Consider the following 19,400-nt stretch of genomic DNA (forward strand, 5'->3'; position numbering starts at 1 on the left):
TGACGGTGGCGTGAAGGAGATGTAAAGCCCGCGTCTGGCCCACCCGCCGCTAGATCCACTTGCGGTGGCGGCCGACGGCCACCGCGACCAGCCCGAGCACGATCATCAGCGCCACGGCGGCCCAGAAGCCGAAGGAATTGCTGGCGAAGAGGCCGGTGTCGAAATTCATGCCGAGGATGCCGGCGATGACCGCAAGCATGCCGGTCACGACGGTGACGAAGGTCAGCAGCTTCATCCGTTCGTTGGTCTGCAGCTCGGTCTGCGTAATGAACAGCTGGAAGCTGCCGACCACCAGGTCCCGTGCGTTCTCCACCACGTCCATCGCACGCTCGAACCGTTCGTCCAGTTCCTGGAGATGGCGCAGCGCCGGGGCCTTGTCGTCGGGCAGGAAGTCCGGCCGCGAGAGGCCGTCGAACACGCGGCGGTGCGGCGCCAGCATGCGCCGGAGGCGCGACGCGGACCGCCGCAGCCGCCCGAGTTGCGGCAGGCAGGCACGCCCAGGGGCGCTGTCGGCCAACAGCTGCACCTCCAGCCGCTCGATCTCCATCTCGAACGCCGCGCACGCCGCGAAATAGGTCGACAGGTGCCCATCCAGCAGCGAGGCGACGAAGCTGGCTTCGCCGAGGCAGCCGATCTGCGCGGTGCCCTGCTCCCTGGCCAATAGCTCGTCGATGAAGGCGATGGCCTCTTCGTGCACGGTGACCACGAAATCCGGCCCGGCCACGATCGTCAGCACCGCGCCGTCGTAGCGGTGGCCCACCGCGTCCTTCACCGCGACCACGCGCACGCTGAAGTGGCCATCGTGCTTGCCGATCGCCGGATGGGTCTTCGACGGCCGCGCCGGGAGGGCGTCCCGCGCCAGGTTCAACGCCGACCAGACGGTGGCGATATCCCGCTCCTGCGCATTCTGCAGGTCGACCCAGAGCAGTTCGTTGCTGGCCAGACGCAACCGCTTCAGGTCGTCCAGTTGCAGGCCAGCGGCATCCTCGCGTCCGTACAGGGCGATGCTGATCCGCGTCTGCGCGTTCGGTGATTCGCTGCCGTCGGCCATCGCTGTCTCCTCGGCAAAAGGATCGGAGTTCCCTCGATGCGAGGGTGATCGGGGGCGCCGTCGCCGCCTGCTCCGTGTTGCGCTGCCACGATCCAGGCCGCGGTCCTGAGCGTCGACGGACGCGACACAAATTACCTGCCCGAGCCTTAGCGGATACTGCCTGGCGTCGGCGATTTTCGCTGCAAGCCTGAACCGCGGTTCATCGACTTCACGCAACTTAACCTGTTTACATTCTAAGACTGACCACTGACACGCATGGGCGACATGCCCAGAGTGGGGTTGGATGGTAAGGAACCTAGGCGAGTACGTGCTGACAGGTCATCTGGTGGACGTCGATCGACAGGTGGTGACGGAGATCGAGGTAGCGACATCGGGCGGCGCGGTGCTCTATCGCCACCGCTTCGAAGGCGTGTATTTCGCGGACCGCGCGGCGGCGACCTACTTCGTCGCCCAGCGGCTGGCCGAAGCGAGGATTTCGGCGGCGGGCGTGCCGGTGTGGTGAGTTTTTGACCGTCCCGATCGACGGTTCGCCACGCCTTTACGTCCTCTGGACGCCGCGCATGCAACGATGAGCGCAGTCGCAGAGACTGGCGCAGCCTTCGCGGTGCGGACCGATGCCGCGAGCGTCTGGTGCTTGGGCCGGTTTCTGCTGATCGTAGCGTGCGTATCCGTCCGCGCCGCATAGTGCCAGTCGTCGAGGCGTGTACTGCATCGGCGCCGCATGGGTCCCGGTTCGCCCACGTTGCTGGAGCGGCGCGGACCAGCCGCCTCCTCGACCACCGCCGCCGGTCCGTGCCTCCACCGAGGCGGGTCGTCCATCGTTCATACGACCGCGGGCCGCGTTCCGCCCCCTTCAGACGGTCTTCTAGCATGCAGCCGAACATCACTGCGATCTATCAGATCGACCCCTACCTGTTCCGCGACTCCGACGGCCACGGCTGGGGCACGCTGGACGGGATCGCCAGCAAGCTGGACTACCTGGAGTCCCTGGGCATCAGCCACATCTGGCTGCTGCCGTTCTTCCGCAGTGGCGGGCGCGACGGCGGCTACGACGTGATCGACCATTGCCGGATAGATCCGCGCCTGGGCGATGAAGCGGCGTTCGACCGGCTGGTGCGCGCCGCGCGCGAGCGCGGCATCGAACTGATCGTCGAGCTGGTGATGCAGCACACGTCGGACCTGCACCCCTGGTTCCAGGGCGCGCGGCGCGGCGACGCCGCGCTGGCCCGGCACTACGTCTGGGCCGAGGCGCCGCCGGCACGGTCGCCCGGTCCCATGTTCCCGCCCATGGAACCCACCATCTGGACCTGGGAGGGCGACGTGCGGCGCTACTACCGCCACATGTTCTACGCGCACGAGCCGGATCTGGACCTCGGGCACGCGCCGGTGCGCAGCGAGATGGCGCGGGTCATGCGCTTCTGGCTGGAACGCGGCGTGTGCGGCTTTCGCGTGGACGCCGCGCCGTACATGGTCGAACGCGCCCGCTGCGCCAATCCGCAGGACGACGGGCTGTGGCTGTTTGAGGAAATGCGCCGCACGGCGAGCGCGTACCGCAGCAAACCGGTGCTCATCGGCGAAGCGGACGTCAAGGCCAGCGACTACGGCACCTACCTCGGCGCGGGAACGCGCCTTTCCCATCTGCTGGACTTCCACCTAAACAATCACTTCTTCCTGGCCCTGGCGCGTGCCGACGCAGGCGAGATCACCCGCACGTTGGCCGAGTACGGCAGCGGAGCGCCGAGCGGGACCCGCATCGCATGGCTGCGAAACCACGACGAACTCGACTTGGAGCAACTGGAACCGCACGAGCGCGAAGAGGTGATGGAACGCTTCGCGCCGCGGGCCGACATGCGCCTGTATGGTCGAGGAATCCGGCGAAGGCTGGCGCCGATGCTGGATGCCGATCCCGACGCACTGGCGATGGCGCACGCGGTCCTGCTCTCGCTCGGGCAGGTGCCGGTGCTGCGCTACGGCGATGAAATCGGGTTGGGCGAAGACCTGGCGCTCCCCGAGCGCAACGCGGTACGCGTGCCCATGCAATGGCACGGCGGAGCGGGCGCTGGCTTCACCGACTGCCCCGAGCGCGCATGGCGGCAGCCGCTGCGCGATGGCCCTTTCGGCTATGCGCGCATCAACGTGGCGATGCAGGAAAGAGGCCGCTCATTGTTGAACCGCGTGCGGCAGATGCTGCATGCCCGGCGTTCACTCCCTCAGTTCTGCGGCGAGCCCGAGGCGCTGGAGCTGGGGCCTTCGCATGTGCTGGCGCTGCGCTTTGCCGGCAACGAGCGGCATCTGCTCGCGCTGGTGAACCTGTCCGCATCGCCGACGTCCGTGGATATCGGCGCACCGGCGGCGGCGATCGAGGTGCCGATGGCCGATCGCATCGAGCTCGATGGCAGCCAGCTGCGCATGCGGGGATACGGCTATGCCTGGCTGTGTGTACCGGCTTAGCGCGCCCGAAGATGCGGCAGTACGCGGCTGCCGAAGTCGTCGATGAAGCGCGCCTGCTCGCGGTTCACGTTGTGCAGGTAGAGCCGCGAGAACCCGAGTTCGGTATAGGCCTGCAGCCACGCGACATGCCGGCCCAGGTCCGCGGAGACGTTGACCCGGGTACAGAAGTACGCCGCATCGACCGCTGCCGCCGCGGCTTCGAACTGCGCCGGCTGGCTCAACGATTCGACCACCGCCGGCGCAAGCACGTTGGTCCGCCATTGCTGCATCGCGCCTTCCAGCGCCGCGTCGTGCGAATCGGCGTAGGACAGCTTCACCTGCAGATACAGCGGCTTGTCGGCGCCGCCGCCGTCCTTGAACGCCTCGACCACGCCGCGCAGCTCCTGCATCGGCATGCTCACCGTGATCAGCCCGTCGCACCAGCTTCCCAGCCAGCGTGCGGTTTCCGGCGTAAGCGCCGCGCCGAAAACCGGGATCGCGCGGCTGGGACGCGTGTACAGGCGCGCGCCCTCGATCCGGACCGCGCCGTGCCGGGTGACGGTCTCGCCCGCCCACAGCGCACGCATCGCTTCCGCCGCCTCGCGCAGGCGCGCATGCCGCTCGGGCTTGGCCGGCCACGCAGCGCCGGTGATGCGCTCGTTCAGCGCCTCGCCGCTGCCGACCGCCATCCAGAACCGGCCGGGATGCAGCTGGTCCAGCGTGGCGGCGGCCTGCGCGACGATGGCCGGGTGATAGCGCTGGAACGGGCAGTTCACCAGGCCGAACGACAGCCGGCTTTGCGCCATCGCCGCGCCGGTCCATACCCAGGCGTGGCCGGACTGTCCTTGCGCCCGGCTCCAAGGATGGAAATGGTCCGAGCACATCGCCGCGTCGAAGCCGCTCTGTTCGGCCCTGCGCACATGACCGAGCAGCGCTGCGGGATCGAACTGTTCGTGCGAAGCGTGATAACCGATCACATGCATTCCCGTTGACCAAGGCTTGACGGAATCGCAACACGCAGGGAGCTAAAACCGCGTCATGAAGCCGCCGATCGGAAAAACGACCTGGGCCATCGCCGAAGGCTATATCCCCGGCTGGAGCAATGGCCCGGAGCCGCAGCTGGAGAGCCACGAAACCTGTTGCCTGTTGAACGCCGGCGACAGCGACGCGGCGGTGGAGTTGACGATCTTCTTCGAGGATCGCGATCCGGTGGGGCCCTACCGCATTGCCGTTCCCGCCAGACGTACACGCCATGTGCGGTTCAACGACCTGGAGGACCCCGAACCCATCCCGCGAGGGGTTCCGTTCGCGTCGCTGATCCGATCCGACGTGGAAATCGTGGTGCAGCACACGCGACTGGATTCGCGCCAGGCGGCCAATGCGCTGATGACCACCATCGCCTACCCTCTCTAGGCGCTGCACATCGGCGCCGCATGGTGCGGCAGCGCCGAGATGCATCGCCTGTGTCCCACCGTTTCCGCGACCAGCCAACGGACAGAACAGGCGACAAATTCCCCCGCTGCGCCAGAGCGGATACGCAGGGGCTCATGGCAAGGCGGCACCCGAGTCGCGCTTGCGAACGCTCATCCCGAGCGCGCGGCGCGTGCCATCCAGGAGTAGCGCAGATGGGCCAGCGGCATACAACCCGGCCACCTTGGCTGGAAGACTGGTTAGGCATCGTGATCCCCGTCGCGGAGATCCTTGCCATCCTCGGCTGCGCTTGGCTGCTGGTGCGGCTGGTCGAGGCGACCATGCATCGCGTATGCCGCCGGTACGGGATTCCGCCCGAACTGGCTACCGGGGTACGGCGCCTGGCGGCGAGCGTGATATACGCGGCCGCGACGCTTCTTGTCCTGGAGCGGCTCGGCATGTCTGCGAGGGTGTTGTGGACCGCGTTGACCGGGTTCACCGCAGTGGGCGCCGTCGCGTTCTTCGCCGGATGGAGCGTCCTGTCGAACATCTTCTGCTCCTTCCTCATCTTCGCCACGAAGCCCTTTCGCCTGCACGACAAGATCGAGGTGATCGACAATGCCGATAAACCAGGCATCTGCGGACGCGTGATAGACATCAACTTCATCTACACCACGCTGCAGGACCAGCGCGAGGCCACGCGCGGATCGATCCTGCAGGTGCCCAACTCGCTGTTCTTCCAGCGCATGACCCGCCGCTGGCACGACAACGCCGACCAATAGCCGGTCCGCCGACATCCGCCCTCGCCCGCAGGCGCAAGGGAAACGCCGAGCGGCAGGAATCGAGCTCCATGGTCCAGTCACGCAGTCGTCGAACCTCGCGGCCGCGGCAGGCGCGCACCTTGCAACGTTAAGTCGGATTGCGCCATTTGCGTCAGCTATCGCTGCTGGAAGTCGTTCGGAAATTCCTATCGAACCTGCACTGCGGGTGCCCTGAGCGTGTCGATTAATGTGCTGCGGTCCACACGAAGGCCGAAACCCCGGATGCGCAGCCGCATTTCGTCGCGCCGCGCTCACCGCCTGCTGAGGCTTCAATAACGATCGCGCGAATAGATTCGCCGTACACACCCGCGCTGGAGAGAAACAAGACCCAGGACCACAAGCAGGCGAATCCCAACGGTCGAGGGGACGACCTTGAGATGCCAGACAACGCTTCCACGCTCGGCAGCGACGACCGCGCCGCAGCGATCCCGACCGTTCCACTTCCAAGGCAAAGGCACGCTGATGCCATACACCCACCGGCCGCAGCTGAGCTGCGGCGCAGAAGGAGACACCTGAATGTTCATGCACAACAAACGCCTCATGTACACGGTACGCGTCGAGCGGCCAGATCCGGTATTGGCCTCGCTGATGCTCGAGCAGTTCGGCGGCCCGCAGGGCGAACTGGCTGCGGCCATGCGCTATTTCACCCAGGGCCTGGGCGAAGAGGATCCGGGCCGCAAGGACCTGCTGCTCGACATCGCCACCGAGGAACTGAGCCATCTGGAGATCATCGGCTCGATCATCGCGATGCTCAACAAGGGCGTCAAAGGCGAGCTGTCCGAGGGCATGATCGAGGCGATGGAGATGCGTGGACTGACCCAGAACAGCACCAGCCAGACCCAGGCGATCCTTTACGGCGGCGGGCCGGCGCTGGTCAACTCCAGCGGCGTGCCGTGGACGGCGGCGTACATCGACACCATCGGCGACCCCACTGCGGACTTCCGCTCCAACATCGCCGCCGAGGCCCGCGCCAAGCTGGTCTACGAGCGCCTGATCAACGTGACCGACGATCCGGGCATCAAGGATGCGCTGAAGTTCCTGATGACGCGCGAGGTCGCGCACCAGAAGTCGTTCGAGAAGGCGCTGTACTCGATCGAACCGAACTTCCCGCCGGGCAAGCTTCCGGGCGACCCCGCGTTCACCGATCTGTACATGGACATGTCGCAGGGCGAAGGCGACATGGAGGGCCCGTGGAACAGCGGCGAGCAATGGAACGTGGTGTCCGCGCGCGACGAGCAGGCGGCACTGGACGGCAGCGACGGCAGCGCCAGCGTCGCCGGCCTGAGCGACCGCCAGTCCGTGGCGCTGGAAGCGCTGGCCACGCGCACCGCATCGGACGTCACCTCCAATCCGATGACCGGAGCCGAACTTGGCGCGGTCCCGAGCCCTGCGGCTCCCGGCAAGGGCAAGCTGTAGGCGGGCAGCGCGGCAAAGAGCGCCTGGCTGTAGAACAATGGCCCGCCGATCGGCGGGCCATTTCGTTTCGTTCCATGCCGGCGCGGACAGGATCCGCCTCGCCGGCTATTTCTTGGCGGTGACGCCGGGCGTCGCATCGCGGACCAGGAACTCCTCGGTCAACTGCGGCAGATGGTCGAGTATCCACTTCGCCATCGCCTGCTCCTGCGGCAGGATCTGCTCGCAGGCGCGCTGCGTCTCGATATCGCCGGCCGTCCTCGCCGCGGCGATGAGCGAGGTATACGAGGCGATCTCCAGGTTCTCGAACACGTAGCTGGCCATCGCGCCCTTGACGATCTCGTCGGAATTGGCCATGCCCCCCACCGCCTGGCCGAACGCGGCGACCTTGCCCATCGTGTCCTTGATCAGCGACGGCGAGCTGCCCAGCCGCTCGATGCACGCTTCGAGCAGTCGCTGCTGCCCGAGCGTCTCCTGCAGGTGCTCCTCGATCCGCGCCTTGAGCGCGGGATAGTGTTCGATGCGCGCCGCCTGGGCCTTGAGCATCTGTTCGGCCTGCTGCTCCATCGCGTGCGCGTCGCGCAGCCAGTTCAGCAGGTTCTCTTTCGGTTCGGTCATGACGGATCCTCTGGTTGGTCAGGGAAGCGATACGCGGGCGTCATCGAAGAATCGGCAACCCGGCGTGAAAGCGCCGTCTGCGGCGCAACCCGGATCGCGCAGCGCACGCCGCAGTCGCCTGATGAAGAACGCGCAGGCCAAGGCCTGGCGCGATCCGAATGGGTTTTGCTCCGGCCGCCTCAGCCACGGAACGCCGTTTCATGGCTGCGATAACGGCCGCTTCGCGAGGTCCTTCCGTGCAGGCGGCGCCAGCAGCGGGCGGCCAGCCACGCCGCCAGCGCCGCATCCATGGAACCGGCCGGCAGCTGCAGCTGCTGCAGTACGCTGCGAGTGGCCTCGCTCTCGGACAGTCCCGGTTCGGCCGCGAATATCTCGCAGACCTGGCGCACCGTGGCCACAGGCACCGCATCGAAGTCGCAGTAGCCCAGCTCGCCATGGCGGTGTTGCTCGCGCCAGTAGCGTATTTCGTCATCGACCCGCACATCGGACAGCAGGCCGGTTGAGGACCCTTGCATCGGTGTTGCTCCCGAACAGTTCAGCGTTGCTAGGCCTGGATGGTCCGTACCATCGAGGAACGACATGCAGCAGTCAGTCGCCGGTCTGGGAATGCGGCGCCTGTACCGCCTTGGATTGCGGCGAGTCCTTCTGCCGCAGCCAGATGGTGAGCAGCACCAGGGCGAGCACGGCAAGGAACTCGCTTTGCCAGTTCTGGAACGACTCGAACCAGAACTCCGCGCTGCTCAGGTGCTGCCAGATCGAGATCGGGCCCTCGCCGCGCATGGCGCGCTCGTCGACCTCGCTGCGCCAGCTGCCGGCCAGATGCAGGCAGAAGCTCATCGCGAACAGCAACCCGAACGCGATCGACAGCGAGTTGTTGTACACGCGCAGCCACCACCCGCCGACCCTGACCGGCCATGGCCGCGGTCCCGGCTGGATGTTCTCCTGTTCTTCCGCAAGGTCGATCGGACGGGATTCGGCCGACCCTTTCTGGCGCAGCTTGACGGTCAGCAGTACGTACATGCCCATCTGCAGGAACTCGCTTTCCCAGTTCTCGAACGTGGCCGACACGAAATGGCCCGAACGCAGGTACTCCCACATGCTGAGCAGCGCCCAGCCATGCTCGGCACGCTCCTGATTCAGCACATCAAGGCCCGCGACCGCCTGGCCGGCGACGAACGCCAGCATCAGGGCCAGCAACACGATCGACAGACCGTTACGTTTCCACATTCCGTTCTTCTTCCTTCAGGTAGTGGCGCATGCCGGCGCCGGGTTCAAGTCCTACAGAAAAGCCCTGCATGCGCAGGGCTCTCCGCTCCAAAAGGGAACATGCGCCGCCAGCCGCGGCTGGCGCGCGTTGCGGCCGTCAAGCGGCCTTCTTCGACGATTGCGCCGCCTGCACGTTGCCGCCGGATTCGGCCAGCAGGGTCAGCTTCTCGTCGGTGGCCTTTTCCTCTTCCAGCGTGCTCAGCAACAGCGGCAGCGCGTCGCGGTAGCCGAGCTGCTTGGCGATGGCCGCGAGGGTGCCGTAGGCGGCGATCTCGTAGTGTTCCACCTTCTGCGCGCCGCCGATCAGCGCCGCGTCGCGCAGCGGACCGGCCTCGATGGAGTCGATGATCTCCTTGCCCTCTTCCACCAACCCCTCCATGGCCGCGCACTTGATGCGCTTGAGCCGGATGCCGAGCACTTCCACGACCCGGTCGATGCGCTCGATCTGGCCGTTGGTCTCTTCCAGGTGCGCTTCGAAGGCCGCGGCCAGCGCCGGATTGGTGGCCGCGCGCGCCAGGCGCGGCAACGCCTTGGTGAGCTGCTTCTCCGCGCTGTAGATGTCGGAGAGCTCGTGGATGAACAGGTCTTCGATGGTCTTGATCGCCATGACGGGGCTCCGTGTTGAGGAAGTTGAAGAACCAGCCGAAGCCGACCCTACCCCAGCAAATGTTAGGGAGGGCACAATGCGGCGTGATCGGGCCGTCAAGGCGCAACGGCCCGGCAAAAGGGCCGCGCGGATGGCGCGATTTCCGGTGTCTACACGGAGCTTGCACAACCCGGTTTCCAGGATAGCCGGGCATGGCCGCAGCCAACCAGGAGAACGCGCATGAGATCGGGCATCTTCAATACGATCGCCAAGAAAGCCGCGTACGCGGCCGGCACTCCGTGGGTGTTCTGCGGCGCGGTGACGATCGTGATCGTCTGGGCGTTGTGCGGGCCCGTATTCGGCTTCAACGACACCTGGCAGTTGGTGATCAACACCGGCACCACCATCATCACCTTCCTGATGGTGTTCCTGATCCAGCACACCCAGAACGCCGACACCGCCGCGATGCAGATCAAGCTGGACGAGCTGATCCGCGTGGTCCGGGATGCGGACAACATCCTCCTGAACCTGGAGGAGATGGACGAGGCGGAACTGGAGAAGATCAGGAAGAAGTACGAGGCGCTGGCGTCCAAGGCGGCGCTGGAGCGCCGGGCCCGAAGCGGGTCCAGCGCCGGGGCCGAGGAAGCGCGCAAGGCGCAGGAGCAGTTGCGCGATGACGAGTGAGCGTCCGGGCAAGTCCGCGCTGCTGATCGTGGACATGATCAACATGTTCGATTTTCCCGAGGCGCCCGCATTGGCGCCCGCGGCCGTGGCCGCCGCGCGGCAGATCGCACGCCTGCGCCAGGCGTTCCAGTCGCGCCGGGCGCCAGTGATCTACGCCAACGACAATTTCGCCCATTGGCAATCGGATTTCAGCGAACTGGTGGCGATGTGCTGCGGCGCCGGCGGCCCTGCGCAGACGGTGGCCGAACTGGTGAAGCCCGGCAACCAGGACTACTTCGTGCTCAAGCCGAAGCACTCCGCGTTCCTGGCCACGCCGCTGGCGATACTGCTGGCCAAGCTGGAGGTCGGCACCCTGTACGTGACCGGCATGAGCGCCGAGTCGTGCGTGCTCGCCACGGTGATCGATGCGAAGGCGCGCGAGTACCGGGTGCGGGTGGTGCGCGACGCCGTCGCCGGCAGCGAAGGCGGCATGCGCAGCGCGCTGCAGGCCATCACCGCCTCCAAGGCGGGGGAAGTGCTGAGCGCACGCGCGGCGATCGCTGCGCTGAGCCGGTCGCGCTAATGCGCTGATCGACACGATCGGATCCAGACGGTCGCAAGCCGGCGCTGGCGTGGATGTTGAGGCGGACCTCGGACAACGCGGTTGCGTGCCGGTGGAGCCGCCCGCTCGACAGTAGATCCTGAGTAGGGCCGTCTGCCTGCCGCGGGCTTGCCGCGAAGTGGCTAGCTCATCTCGCCAAGCGATGGGCGGGGGCTCGAGCCAGCCGGGGCCGGCCGGTCCGGACCGGCCGGGCCTGTCCCCGGTTCAGTGGTGGCCGCCCTTGCTGCCTGTATCGGACAGGTGTTGCCGGTGCTGGCTCATTGGCTGGCCGCCTCGCCAGCCGGCGTCCCGTGCGGGGTTCGAACCGACTTCATGCCTTTGCCGTGCTCGCGGGCTGTCTCCGCCCCGCTGGCAGGCGCGCGAATACGCGCCTCATCCGCATGCGGCGGCGTCGTGGAGGCGTTCGCCGCAGATGGCCTGCATGGCCTCGGCGACGATGCCCAGGGCGATCGTGTGCGGCGACGACGGGCCGAGCCGCCAGCCGGCCGGAAGCCGCAGCCGTGCCAGGTCCTCCTCGCCGTGGCCCAGTTCGCGCAACCGCTGCAGGCAGTCTTCGCGCTTGCGGCGGCTGCCGAGCACGCCGATGCAGGCCGCGCGCGACGCGAGCCCGCGACGCGCTACCTGCAGGTCCGCATGCAGGTCGTGGGTGAGGCTGTACAGCGCGCAGTACGGATCCAGCGCGAGATCGTCCAGCGCCTCGGCCAACGCGCGGCGGTCGTAGTGCTCCGGCGCCAGCCCGGGCGGCGGCTCGGCGGGTCCGTGCGGCCGGATCACGCGGACCTCGAACCCCAGGCGTGCCGCGAGCGCGACCAGTACCAGCACCGCCGGGTCGGCGCCCACCAGCACCAGCCGCGGCGGCGGACGATGCACCTGCAGGAACTCGGAGGCCTGCGCCGCGTCGGGCGACGGCAGGTAGCGCACCGCGCCGCTGCCGCGGTCGATCGCCACATGGAACGCGCGCCGCTGCTGCCTGGCGTTGCGCCAGCGGGTCAGGTATTCGCCCAGGTCGGTCAGCGGCCGCAGCAGGATCCCGATGCGGCCGCCGCAGCTGAGCTGGATGTCGACGATGTCGCTGCCTTCGCCGTAATCCAGCCAGCGCACGCGCCCGTCGCGCAGCGCCGCCCGCCCCTCGTGCGCCACCGCCGCCTCGACGCAGCCGCCGGACACGTAGCCGGCCACGCGCCCGTCGCCGCAGATGGCCATTTCGCTGCCAAGCGGTCGCGGCGAGGAGCCGCGCACCTCGACCAGCGTCGCCAGCGCGACGCGCTGGCCTTCGCGCTGCCAGCACGTCAGCGTCGGCAGCAGGTCCTCATCCAGCGCGTACGCCGGCCATGCCGGCCACGCCGGCACGTCCGGCGCGTCCGGCAGGGTTTGCGCGGCGACGGCTGCGCTCAAGCGCGCACCCGCCACTCGGGCATGCTCGGCAGCAGCTTGTCTAGGGTGATCGGGTACTCGCGCACACGGATGCCAGTGGCGTTGTACACCGCGTTGGCCACCGCCGCGCCGACCCCGCAGATGCCGAGCTCGCCGACGCCCTTAGCCTTCATCGGCGAGGACATCGGATCGGTCTCGTCGAGGAACATCACCTCCTGGTGCGGGATGTCGGCGTGCACCGGCACCTCGTAGCCGGCCAGGTCGTGGTTGACGAAGAAGCCCAGCCGCGGGTCGATCGCCAGTTCCTCCATCAGCGCCGCGCCGGCGCCCATGGTCATCGCGCCGATGACCTGGCTGCGCGCCGACTTCGGATTGAGGATGCGTCCGGCCGCGCACACCGCCAGCATGCGGCGGATACGGATCTCGGCGGTCGCGGCGTGCACGCCGACCTCGACGAAATGCGCGCCGAAGGTCGACTGCTGGTACTTCTTGTCCAGGTCGCCGTATTCCATGTAGTCCTCGGCCACCAGCCGGCCCTGCGCAGCCGCCTGCGCCAGCGGCACGCTGCGGCCATCGGCGCCGACCTTGCCGTCGGCGAAGCTGGCCTGCGCGGCGGCCAGGCCGAGGCGTTGCGCGATCGCCTCGCGCAGCTTCACGCAGGCCGCGTAGACGCCGGCGGTGGCGCTGTTGGCGCCCCATTGCCCGCCCGAGCCCGCCGAGACCGGGAAGCTCGAATCGCCCAGCTTCACCGACACTTGCTGCAGCGGCACGCCGAGCATCTCCGCCGCGGTCTGGGCGATGATCGTGTAGGAGCCGGTGCCGATGTCGGTCATGTCGGTCTCGACCGTCACCTGCCCGTCCGGCTCCAGCGCCACCCGCGCGCCGGAGCGCATCACCAGGTTGTTGCGGAACGCGGCCGCCACGCCCATGCCGACCAGCCAGTGCCCGTCGCGCACGCTCGCCGGCTCCGGTTTGCGCCGGGACCAGCCGAAGCGCTGCGCGCCGTCGCGCAGGCACTTGACCAGTTGCCGCTGCGAGAACGGCCGCTGCGGATGTTCCGGGTCGACCTGGGTGTCGTTGCGCACGCGGAACTCGATCGGATCCAGGCCGAGCTTCTCGGCCATCTCGTCCATTGCGATCTCCAGCGCCATCAGGCCCGGCGCCTCGCCCGGCGCGCGCATCGCGTTGCCCTCGGGCAGGTCCAGCACCGCCAGGCGCGTGGCGGTCATGCGGTTGGCGCCGGCGTACAGCAGCTTGCTCTGCGCCGCAGCCACTTCCGGCTCTCCGCCCGGCAGGTCGCCGGACCAGGTCTCGTGGGCGAAGGCGGTGATCTGGCCATCGGGGGTCGCGCCGATGCGGATGCGCTGGATCGTGGCCGGACGATGGGTTGTGTTGTTGAACATCAGCGGGCGTTGCAGCGCCACCTTCACCGGCCGCCCGACCTGGCGCGCGCCCAGCGCCGCCAGCACCGCATCGGCACGCACGAACAGCTTGCCGCCGAAGCCGCCGCCGATGTACGGGGAAATCAGCCGCACGTTCTCCTTGGGGATGCCCAGGGTCAGGGCGACGTCGCCCTTGCCCCAGTCGATCATCTGGTTGGAGGTCCACACGGTGAGCTGGTCGCCGTCCCATGCGGCGATGGAGGCGTGCGGCTCCATCATCGCGTGGGAATGGTCCGGCGTGCGGTAGGTGGCGTCGAACTGCACAGGCGCGCCGGCGAAGGCGCCGGCGAAATCGCCCGCGCCGCTGTCCGGGTTGCTTTTCGTCGGCTGGGCGGAGGGCTTGGCCGCGGCCAGGTCGTAGGCGCCCTGCTCGCGCGCATAGTCGACCTTGACCAGCTGCGCGGCCGCGCGCGCCTGTTCGAAGCTCTCGGCCACCACCAGCGCCACCGCCTGGTGGTAGTGCTGGACGTCGGGCCCGGCGAGCAGCCGGGCGGTGTTGAACTTGCCCTTGCCCAGCTTGCCGGCGCTCTGCGCGGTGACGATGCCGAGCACGCCCGGCGCGTTGCGTGCCGCGCCCAGGTCGATGCCGCGGATGCGGCCCTTGGCGATGCCGGCGCCGACCACGTAGCCGTATGCCTGGCCGGGCGCGACGTCGTGCCGCTCGTAGGCGTAGGGTGCGCGGCCGGTGGTCTTGAGCGGGCCGTCGATGCGGTCGACGGGCTTGCCGACGATCTTCAACTGGTCGATCGGATTGGTGCCTGCGGGCGTATCGAATTTCATCTCATGCCCTCGCTTCGTCCAGGACCGCGGCCAGGGTGCGTTCCACCAGCGGCAGCTTGAATGCGTTGTGTTCGGTGGGTTGCGCGCCGTCGAGCAGGCGCGCGGCGATCGCCTTGGCGCCCTGCGCCGACTGCGCCTCGGCCGCCTCCACGCGCCACGGCTTGTGCGCCACGCCGCCCAGCGCCACGCGCGCGCGGCCGTCGCGCTGCACGACCGCCGCGACCGACACCAGCGCGAACGCGTACGAGGCGCGGTCGCGGACCTTGTGGTAGACGTGGGTACCGCCAAGCGGCTCGGGCAGCGTCACCGCGGTGATCAGCTCGCCGCGTTCCAGCGCTGTTTCCAGGTGCGGGGTGCTGCCCGGCGCGCGGTAGAAATCGGCGATCGGGATGCTGCGGGTCTGGCCGTCGGCGCGCACGGTCTCGATCCTGGCGTCGAGCGCGCGCATGGCCACCGCCATGTCGCTGGGATGGGTGGCGATGCAGGTCTCGCTGGCGCCGATCACCGCCAGCTGCCGGTTGACGCCGCCGATCGCCGCGCAGCCGCTGCCCGGCAGGCGCTTGTTGCACGGCTGGTAGGTGTCGTAGAAGTACGGGCAGCGAGTGCGTTGCAACAGGTTGCCGGCGGTGGTCGCGCGGTTGCGCAGCTGTCCGGAGGCGCCGGCCAGCAAGGCGCGCGACAGCAGCGCGTAGTCGCGCCGCACCCGCGGATGCGCGGCCAGCGCGGTGTTGCGCACCAGCGCGCCGATGCGCAGCCCGCCTTCGGACGTCTCCTCGATCGTGTCCAGGCTCAGCCCGTTGACGTCGATCAGGTGCGCGGGCGTCTCGATCTGCAGCTTCATCAGGTCCAGCAGGTTGGTGCCGCCGGCGATGAACTTGGCGCCCGGCATGCGCGCGGCCTTGGCCGCGGCATCGGCCGGCGATGCGGCGCGTTCGTAGCTGAAGGATTTCATGCGCGGTCTCCCGCCACTTCGGTGATGGCCTCGACGATGTTGGAGTAGGCGCCGCAGCGGCAGATGTTGCCGCTCATGCGCTCCTGCAGCTCCGCGGCGGAGAACCTGGGCCGCGCGCGCAGATCGGCGGTGACGTGGCTGGGGATGCCGTCGCGGATCTCCTCCAGCACCGCGACCGCCGAGCAGATCTGCCCGGGCGTGCAATAGCCGCACTGGTAGCCGTCGTGCTTGACGAACGCCGCCTGCATCGGATGCAGGCGCTCGGGCGAGCCCAGGCCTTCGATCGTGGTGATCTTGGCGCCCTCGTGCATCACCGCCAGCGACAGGCACGAATTCATGCGCTGTCCGTCGACGATCACGGTGCAGGCGCCGCACTGGCCGTGGTCGCAGCCCTTCTTGGTGCCGGTGAGGCGCAGGTGTTCGCGCAGCGCGTCGAGCAGCGTGGTGCGGTTGTCCAGGCGCAGGCGTACCGGCTCGCCGTTGACCTCGAACGCGACGTCGCTGGACGCTGCTGCCGGCTCGGCTGCCTGTGGCGACGCCACCACCCGGGCGGCGCCGCCGGCGACCGATTGCGCGGCGGCGGCGCCGGCGGACACCGCACCGGTGATCAGCACCGTGCGGCGGGTCATCTTCAGGTCTTTCATGGCTGGCATCTCCTCGGTGCTGGCGTGACGATCGCAACGAGCATGCGTGGTCGCGGCTCACGGGAAGGTGAGTCCACGCCTCGGCGGATCGATCGTGTTCGATTCTATGCCGCCGAAGCTAACCAATTCATCTTCCAGCGCGCATGCCCCTATGAGCTGCGCTCATCAATGCAGGCCGAGCTTTTGACATCGCCTTAACCTCGCGGCGGCCAGCGGACGGTGCGAGCCCGCCGCCGCCAAGGCTTGACCTTGGACCTCGCTCCAGGGTCCACAATCCGCGCACGCCCTTCTCCACAGGCCGCAGACCATGAACATCGGACAGCTCGCACGCCAGAGCGGCGTGCCCATCGACACCGTGCGCTACTACGAACGCCAGCAACTGCTGCCGCCGCCGGCGCGCAGCGCCAGCGGCTACCGCATCTACCGCGCCGACGACGTGGCCCGGCTGCAGTTCATCCGCCGCGCCAAGGCGCTGGGCTTCACCCTGGAGGAAATCGCCGACCTGCTCGACATCAGCGACCGCCGCGACGGCGAGATGGCGCAGGTCAAGCGCGCGGCGGCCGAGAAGCTCGCGCTGATCGACGCGCGCCTGCGCGACATGCAGCACATGCGCGATGCGCTGGCGCAGCTGGTCGACGCCTGTCCGGGGCACGGCCCGCTGGGCCAGTGCCCGATCATCGCCGCGCTGAACCGGGAGGCGCCATGAACCGGTCCGCTCCTGAATCGGCGTGCTGCGGCGGGCACGCCACCGCCGCCGCGCAGGCGCGCGATCCGGTCTGCGGCATGCAGGTGGATCCGGCGACCACGCCGCACCATGCCGAGCATGCCGGGCAGGCCTTCCACTTCTGTTCGGCCGGATGCCGCGCCAAGTTCGTCGCCGACCCGCAGCGCTACCTGGCGCCGCCGCGCGACGCGACGCCGCCGCCGCCGCCGGGCACGCGCTACACCTGCCCGATGCACCCGCAGATCGAGTCCGACCATCCGGCCAGCTGCCCGCTGTGCGGCATGGCGCTGGAACCGATGCTGCCGAGCCTGGACGAGCCGGAGAACCCGGAGCTGGGCGATTTCCGCCGCCGCTTCTGGTGGAGCTTGCCGCTGAGCCTGGCGACGATGCTGCTGGCGATGCTGGCGATGACGCCGCTGCTGCGTGGCCTGGCGCCGGCCCTGTTGAGCGGCATCGAGCTGGCGCTGGCCACGCCGGTGGTGCTGTGGGCGGGCGGGCCGTTCCTGCAGCGCTGGGCGCAGTCCCTGTGGCGGCGCAGCCCGAACATGTGGACGCTGATCGGCACCGGCGTGCTGGCCGCGTACCTGTACAGCGTCGTCGCCACGCTGTGGCCGCAGTTGTTCCCCGCCTCGTTCCATGCGCACGGCCGGGTCGCGGTGTACTTCGAGGCGGCGGCGATGATCGTGTCGCTGACCCTGCTCGGGCAGCTGCTCGAGCTGAAGGCGCGCGCGCGCACGTCCGCGGCGATCAAGGCCTTGCTGCGGCTGGCGCCGCGCAGCGCGCGCCGCATCGGCGAGGACGGCCGCGAACAGGACGTGGCGCTGGACCAGCTGCGCATCGGCGACCGGGTGCGCGTGCGCCCCGGCGAAACCGTGGCCGCCGACGGCAGCGTCGTCGAAGGCCGCTCGTCGATCGACGAATCGATGCTCACCGGCGAGTCGATGCCGGTGCCCAAGGCGCCCGGCGACCGGGTGATCGGCGCCACGCTCAACGGCAGCGGCGGCCTGGTCGTGCGCGTGGACAAGCTCGCTGCCGACAGCCTGCTCGCGCAGATCGTGCAACTGGTGGCGCAGGCGCAGCGCTCGCGCGCGCCGATGCAGCGCATGGCCGACCAGGTCGCGTTCTGGTTCGTGCTCGCGGTCATCGGCATCGCGGTGGCCACCCTGCTCGGCTGGGGCCTGTGGGGGCCTGCGCCGTCGTGGACGCATGCGCTGCTCAACGCGGTGTCGGTGCTGATCATCGCCTGCCCGTGCGCGCTCGGCCTGGCCACGCCGATGTCGATCATGGTCGCCAGCGGCCGCGCCGCGCACAGCGGCGTGCTGTTCCGCGACGCGCAGGCGATCGAGTCGTTGCACCGGGTCGACACCCTAGTGCTGGACAAGACCGGCACGCTGACCGAGGGGCGGCCGTCGTTTCGCGAGGCCATCGCCCTGCCCGGCTTCGCGGTGGACGAGGTGCTGCAGCTGGCGGCGTCGCTGGAGCTCGGCAGCGAACACCCGCTCGCCGCGGCGATCGTCGGCGAGGCGCGGCGGCGCGCGTTGCCGACGCTGCCGGTGCACGGCTTCGCGTCGATCGCCGGCGCCGGCGTCCGCGGCGAACAGGGCGGACGCGAGCTGGCCTTGGGCAATGCGGCGCTGCTGCGCGAGGCTGGCGTGTCGGTCGCGCCGCTGCAGGAACAGGCCGCCGCGTTGCAGAGCCAGGGCGCCAGCGTGATGTTCCTGGCGGTCGGGCGGCAGCTGGCCGGGCTGCTCGCGGTGGCCGACGCGATCAAGCCGAGCACGCCGGCGGCGATCGCGCAGCTGCGCCAGGCCGGCCTGCGCATCGTGATGGCCAGCGGCGACAGCCCGCGCACCGCGCAGGCGGTGGCCGCGACGCTGGGCATCGACGAGGTCGAGGCGGAGATGACGCCGGCGGGCAAGGCGGCGCTGGTCGAACGCCTGCGGGCGCAGGGGCGGCGGGTGGCGATGGCCGGCGACGGCGTCAACGACGCGCCGGCGCTGGCCGCGGCCGACGTCGGCATCGCGATGGGCACCGGCACCGACGTGGCGATGTCCAGCGCGCAGGTGACGCTGGTCAAGGGCGACCTTGGCGCGATCCGGCGCGCGATCGCGATCTCGGCGGCGACGGTGCGCAACATGCGCCAGAACCTGGCATTCGCCTTCGCCTACAACGCGCTCGGCATTCCGATCGCCGCCGGCGCGCTGTACCCGCTCGGCGTGTCGCTGTCGCCGATGCTGGCGGCGCTGGCGATGAGCCTGAGTTCGGTGTCGGTGATCGCCAACGCACTGCGTTTGCGCATCCAATCGCCCGGGAAACAAGCGCCTGCGCCGCATTGTTAAAAAAACTTCAAAAAAGGCTTGCGCATGAACGGGGCCGTCGCTAATATTCCGCTCCTCGCAGCACACGTGGGGCCATAGCTCAGCTGGGAGAGCGCTTGCATGGCATGCAAGAGGTCGCCGGTTCGATCCCGGCTGGCTCCACCAACTTTTCGGGCATTAGGCCTGTCCGGCAAGTGACATCGTTAAATGCGTCCCCATCGTCTAGAGGCCTAGGACATCACCCTTTCACGGTGGCGACCGGGGTTCGAATCCCCGTGGGGACGCC

General features: G+C 68.8%; 19 protein-coding genes and 2 tRNA genes. 11 read left to right on the forward strand and 10 right to left on the reverse strand.

The window, feature by feature from the left end; translation table 11 throughout:
* Positions 1-49: 49 nt before the first annotated feature.
* Complete coding sequence (locus tag JR065_RS07545) at positions 50-1,267, reverse strand: magnesium transporter CorA family protein (protein ID WP_206233413.1); 1,218 nt, start codon at positions 1,265-1,267, stop codon at positions 50-52.
* A 67-nt stretch (positions 1,268-1,334) separates the two neighbouring features.
* On the opposite strand from JR065_RS07545, the gene JR065_RS07550 reads away from it, so the two are divergent.
* Together JR065_RS07550 and JR065_RS07555 are read left to right on the forward strand one after the other, a co-directional pair.
* Positions 1,335-1,553 (forward strand): hypothetical protein, encoded by a 219-nt coding sequence (locus tag JR065_RS07550; RefSeq protein WP_206233414.1) that lies wholly within the window; start codon positions 1,335-1,337, stop codon positions 1,551-1,553.
* 368 nt (positions 1,554-1,921) lie between these two features.
* Positions 1,922-3,502, forward strand: a complete 1,581-nt coding sequence (locus JR065_RS07555) for an alpha-amylase family glycosyl hydrolase (RefSeq protein WP_206233415.1) — start codon at positions 1,922-1,924, stop codon at positions 3,500-3,502.
* Here the strand turns inward: JR065_RS07555 and JR065_RS07560 are convergent.
* Positions 3,499-4,464, reverse strand: coding sequence for a TIGR03885 family FMN-dependent LLM class oxidoreductase (locus JR065_RS07560; RefSeq protein ID WP_206233416.1), 966 nt, complete (start codon positions 4,462-4,464; stop codon positions 3,499-3,501). The two genes, JR065_RS07555 and JR065_RS07560, sit on opposite strands and share 4 nt — an antisense overlap.
* Before the next feature lie 55 nt (positions 4,465-4,519).
* Between JR065_RS07560 and JR065_RS07565 the strand changes: the two genes are divergently transcribed.
* The 3 genes from JR065_RS07565 to JR065_RS07575 all read left to right on the forward strand — a co-directional run bounded on the left by JR065_RS07565 (position 4,520) and on the right by JR065_RS07575 (position 7,128).
* The gene (locus JR065_RS07565; RefSeq protein WP_206233417.1) at positions 4,520-4,894 is read left to right on the forward strand and encodes a sensory rhodopsin transducer; all 375 of its coding nucleotides are present in this window, start codon (positions 4,520-4,522) and stop codon (positions 4,892-4,894) included.
* 212 nt (positions 4,895-5,106) lie between these two features.
* Entirely contained in the window at positions 5,107-5,673 is a 567-nt protein-coding gene (locus tag JR065_RS07570; protein ID WP_206233418.1) for a mechanosensitive ion channel family protein, read from the forward strand.
* A gap of 555 nt (positions 5,674-6,228) precedes the next feature.
* The gene (locus JR065_RS07575) at positions 6,229-7,128 is read left to right on the forward strand and encodes a manganese catalase family protein (RefSeq protein WP_206233419.1); all 900 of its coding nucleotides are present in this window, start codon (positions 6,229-6,231) and stop codon (positions 7,126-7,128) included.
* 105 nt (positions 7,129-7,233) lie between these two features.
* Here JR065_RS07575 and JR065_RS07580 read toward each other — a convergent pair whose 3' ends face one another.
* The 4 genes from JR065_RS07580 to JR065_RS07595 form a co-directional block, all read right to left on the reverse strand.
* On the reverse strand, positions 7,234-7,743 hold the full coding sequence (locus JR065_RS07580; RefSeq protein ID WP_206233420.1) for a ferritin-like domain-containing protein: 510 nt from the start codon (positions 7,741-7,743) through the stop codon (positions 7,234-7,236).
* Between the two features lie 179 nt (positions 7,744-7,922).
* Entirely contained in the window at positions 7,923-8,324 is a 402-nt protein-coding gene (locus JR065_RS07585) for a hypothetical protein (protein ID WP_241093453.1), read from the reverse strand.
* Positions 8,325-8,331: 7 nt separating this feature from the next.
* The gene (locus tag JR065_RS07590; RefSeq protein ID WP_206233421.1) at positions 8,332-8,970 is read right to left on the reverse strand and encodes a DUF6766 family protein; all 639 of its coding nucleotides are present in this window, start codon (positions 8,968-8,970) and stop codon (positions 8,332-8,334) included.
* Positions 8,971-9,106: 136 nt separating this feature from the next.
* Positions 9,107-9,616, reverse strand: a complete 510-nt coding sequence (locus tag JR065_RS07595; protein WP_206233422.1) for a ferritin-like domain-containing protein — start codon at positions 9,614-9,616, stop codon at positions 9,107-9,109.
* Between the two features lie 219 nt (positions 9,617-9,835).
* Between JR065_RS07595 and JR065_RS07600 the strand changes: the two genes are divergently transcribed.
* On the forward strand, positions 9,836-10,279 hold the full coding sequence (locus tag JR065_RS07600; RefSeq protein ID WP_206233423.1) for a low affinity iron permease family protein: 444 nt from the start codon (positions 9,836-9,838) through the stop codon (positions 10,277-10,279).
* Complete coding sequence (locus tag JR065_RS07605; RefSeq protein WP_206233424.1) at positions 10,269-10,841, forward strand: isochorismatase family cysteine hydrolase; 573 nt, start codon at positions 10,269-10,271, stop codon at positions 10,839-10,841. The genes JR065_RS07600 and JR065_RS07605 overlap by 11 nt, the downstream gene beginning before the upstream one ends.
* A gap of 411 nt (positions 10,842-11,252) precedes the next feature.
* On the opposite strand, the gene JR065_RS07610 is transcribed toward JR065_RS07605, so the two are convergent.
* Genes JR065_RS07610 through paoA form a run of 4 tightly spaced genes read right to left on the reverse strand, consistent with a single transcriptional unit; the run spans position 11,253 to position 16,072 of the window.
* Positions 11,253-12,275, reverse strand: a complete 1,023-nt coding sequence (locus tag JR065_RS07610; RefSeq protein ID WP_206233425.1) for an XdhC family protein — start codon at positions 12,273-12,275, stop codon at positions 11,253-11,255.
* Positions 12,272-14,476, reverse strand: coding sequence for an aldehyde oxidoreductase molybdenum-binding subunit PaoC (gene paoC, locus JR065_RS07615; RefSeq protein ID WP_206233426.1), 2,205 nt, complete (start codon positions 14,474-14,476; stop codon positions 12,272-12,274). Before paoC ends, JR065_RS07610 begins: the two co-directional genes overlap by 4 nt.
* Position 14,477: 1 nt before the next feature.
* Complete coding sequence (locus tag JR065_RS07620) at positions 14,478-15,428, reverse strand: FAD binding domain-containing protein (RefSeq protein WP_206233427.1); 951 nt, start codon at positions 15,426-15,428, stop codon at positions 14,478-14,480.
* Positions 15,425-16,072 (reverse strand): aldehyde dehydrogenase iron-sulfur subunit PaoA, encoded by a 648-nt coding sequence (gene paoA, locus JR065_RS07625; protein ID WP_206233428.1) that lies wholly within the window; start codon positions 16,070-16,072, stop codon positions 15,425-15,427. Before paoA ends, JR065_RS07620 begins: the two co-directional genes overlap by 4 nt.
* Before the next feature lie 307 nt (positions 16,073-16,379).
* Here paoA and JR065_RS07630 point away from each other — a divergent pair, with 307 nt between their 5' ends.
* The 4 genes from JR065_RS07630 to JR065_RS07645 all read left to right on the forward strand — a co-directional run bounded on the left by JR065_RS07630 (position 16,380) and on the right by JR065_RS07645 (position 19,398).
* Positions 16,380-16,778, forward strand: a complete 399-nt coding sequence (locus JR065_RS07630) for a heavy metal-responsive transcriptional regulator (protein WP_206233429.1) — start codon at positions 16,380-16,382, stop codon at positions 16,776-16,778.
* The gene (locus JR065_RS07635) at positions 16,775-19,135 is read left to right on the forward strand and encodes a heavy metal translocating P-type ATPase (RefSeq protein WP_206233430.1); all 2,361 of its coding nucleotides are present in this window, start codon (positions 16,775-16,777) and stop codon (positions 19,133-19,135) included. Before JR065_RS07630 ends, JR065_RS07635 begins: the two co-directional genes overlap by 4 nt.
* A gap of 68 nt (positions 19,136-19,203) precedes the next feature.
* A tRNA-Ala gene (locus JR065_RS07640) sits at positions 19,204-19,279 on the forward strand.
* Positions 19,280-19,325: 46 nt separating this feature from the next.
* A tRNA-Glu gene (locus JR065_RS07645) sits at positions 19,326-19,398 on the forward strand.
* Positions 19,399-19,400: the final 2 nt, after the last annotated feature.

It is taken from the genome of Xanthomonas sp., from assembly GCF_017163755.1.
In the GTDB taxonomy this organism is placed as follows: Bacteria; Pseudomonadota; Gammaproteobacteria; order Xanthomonadales; family Xanthomonadaceae; genus Xanthomonas_A.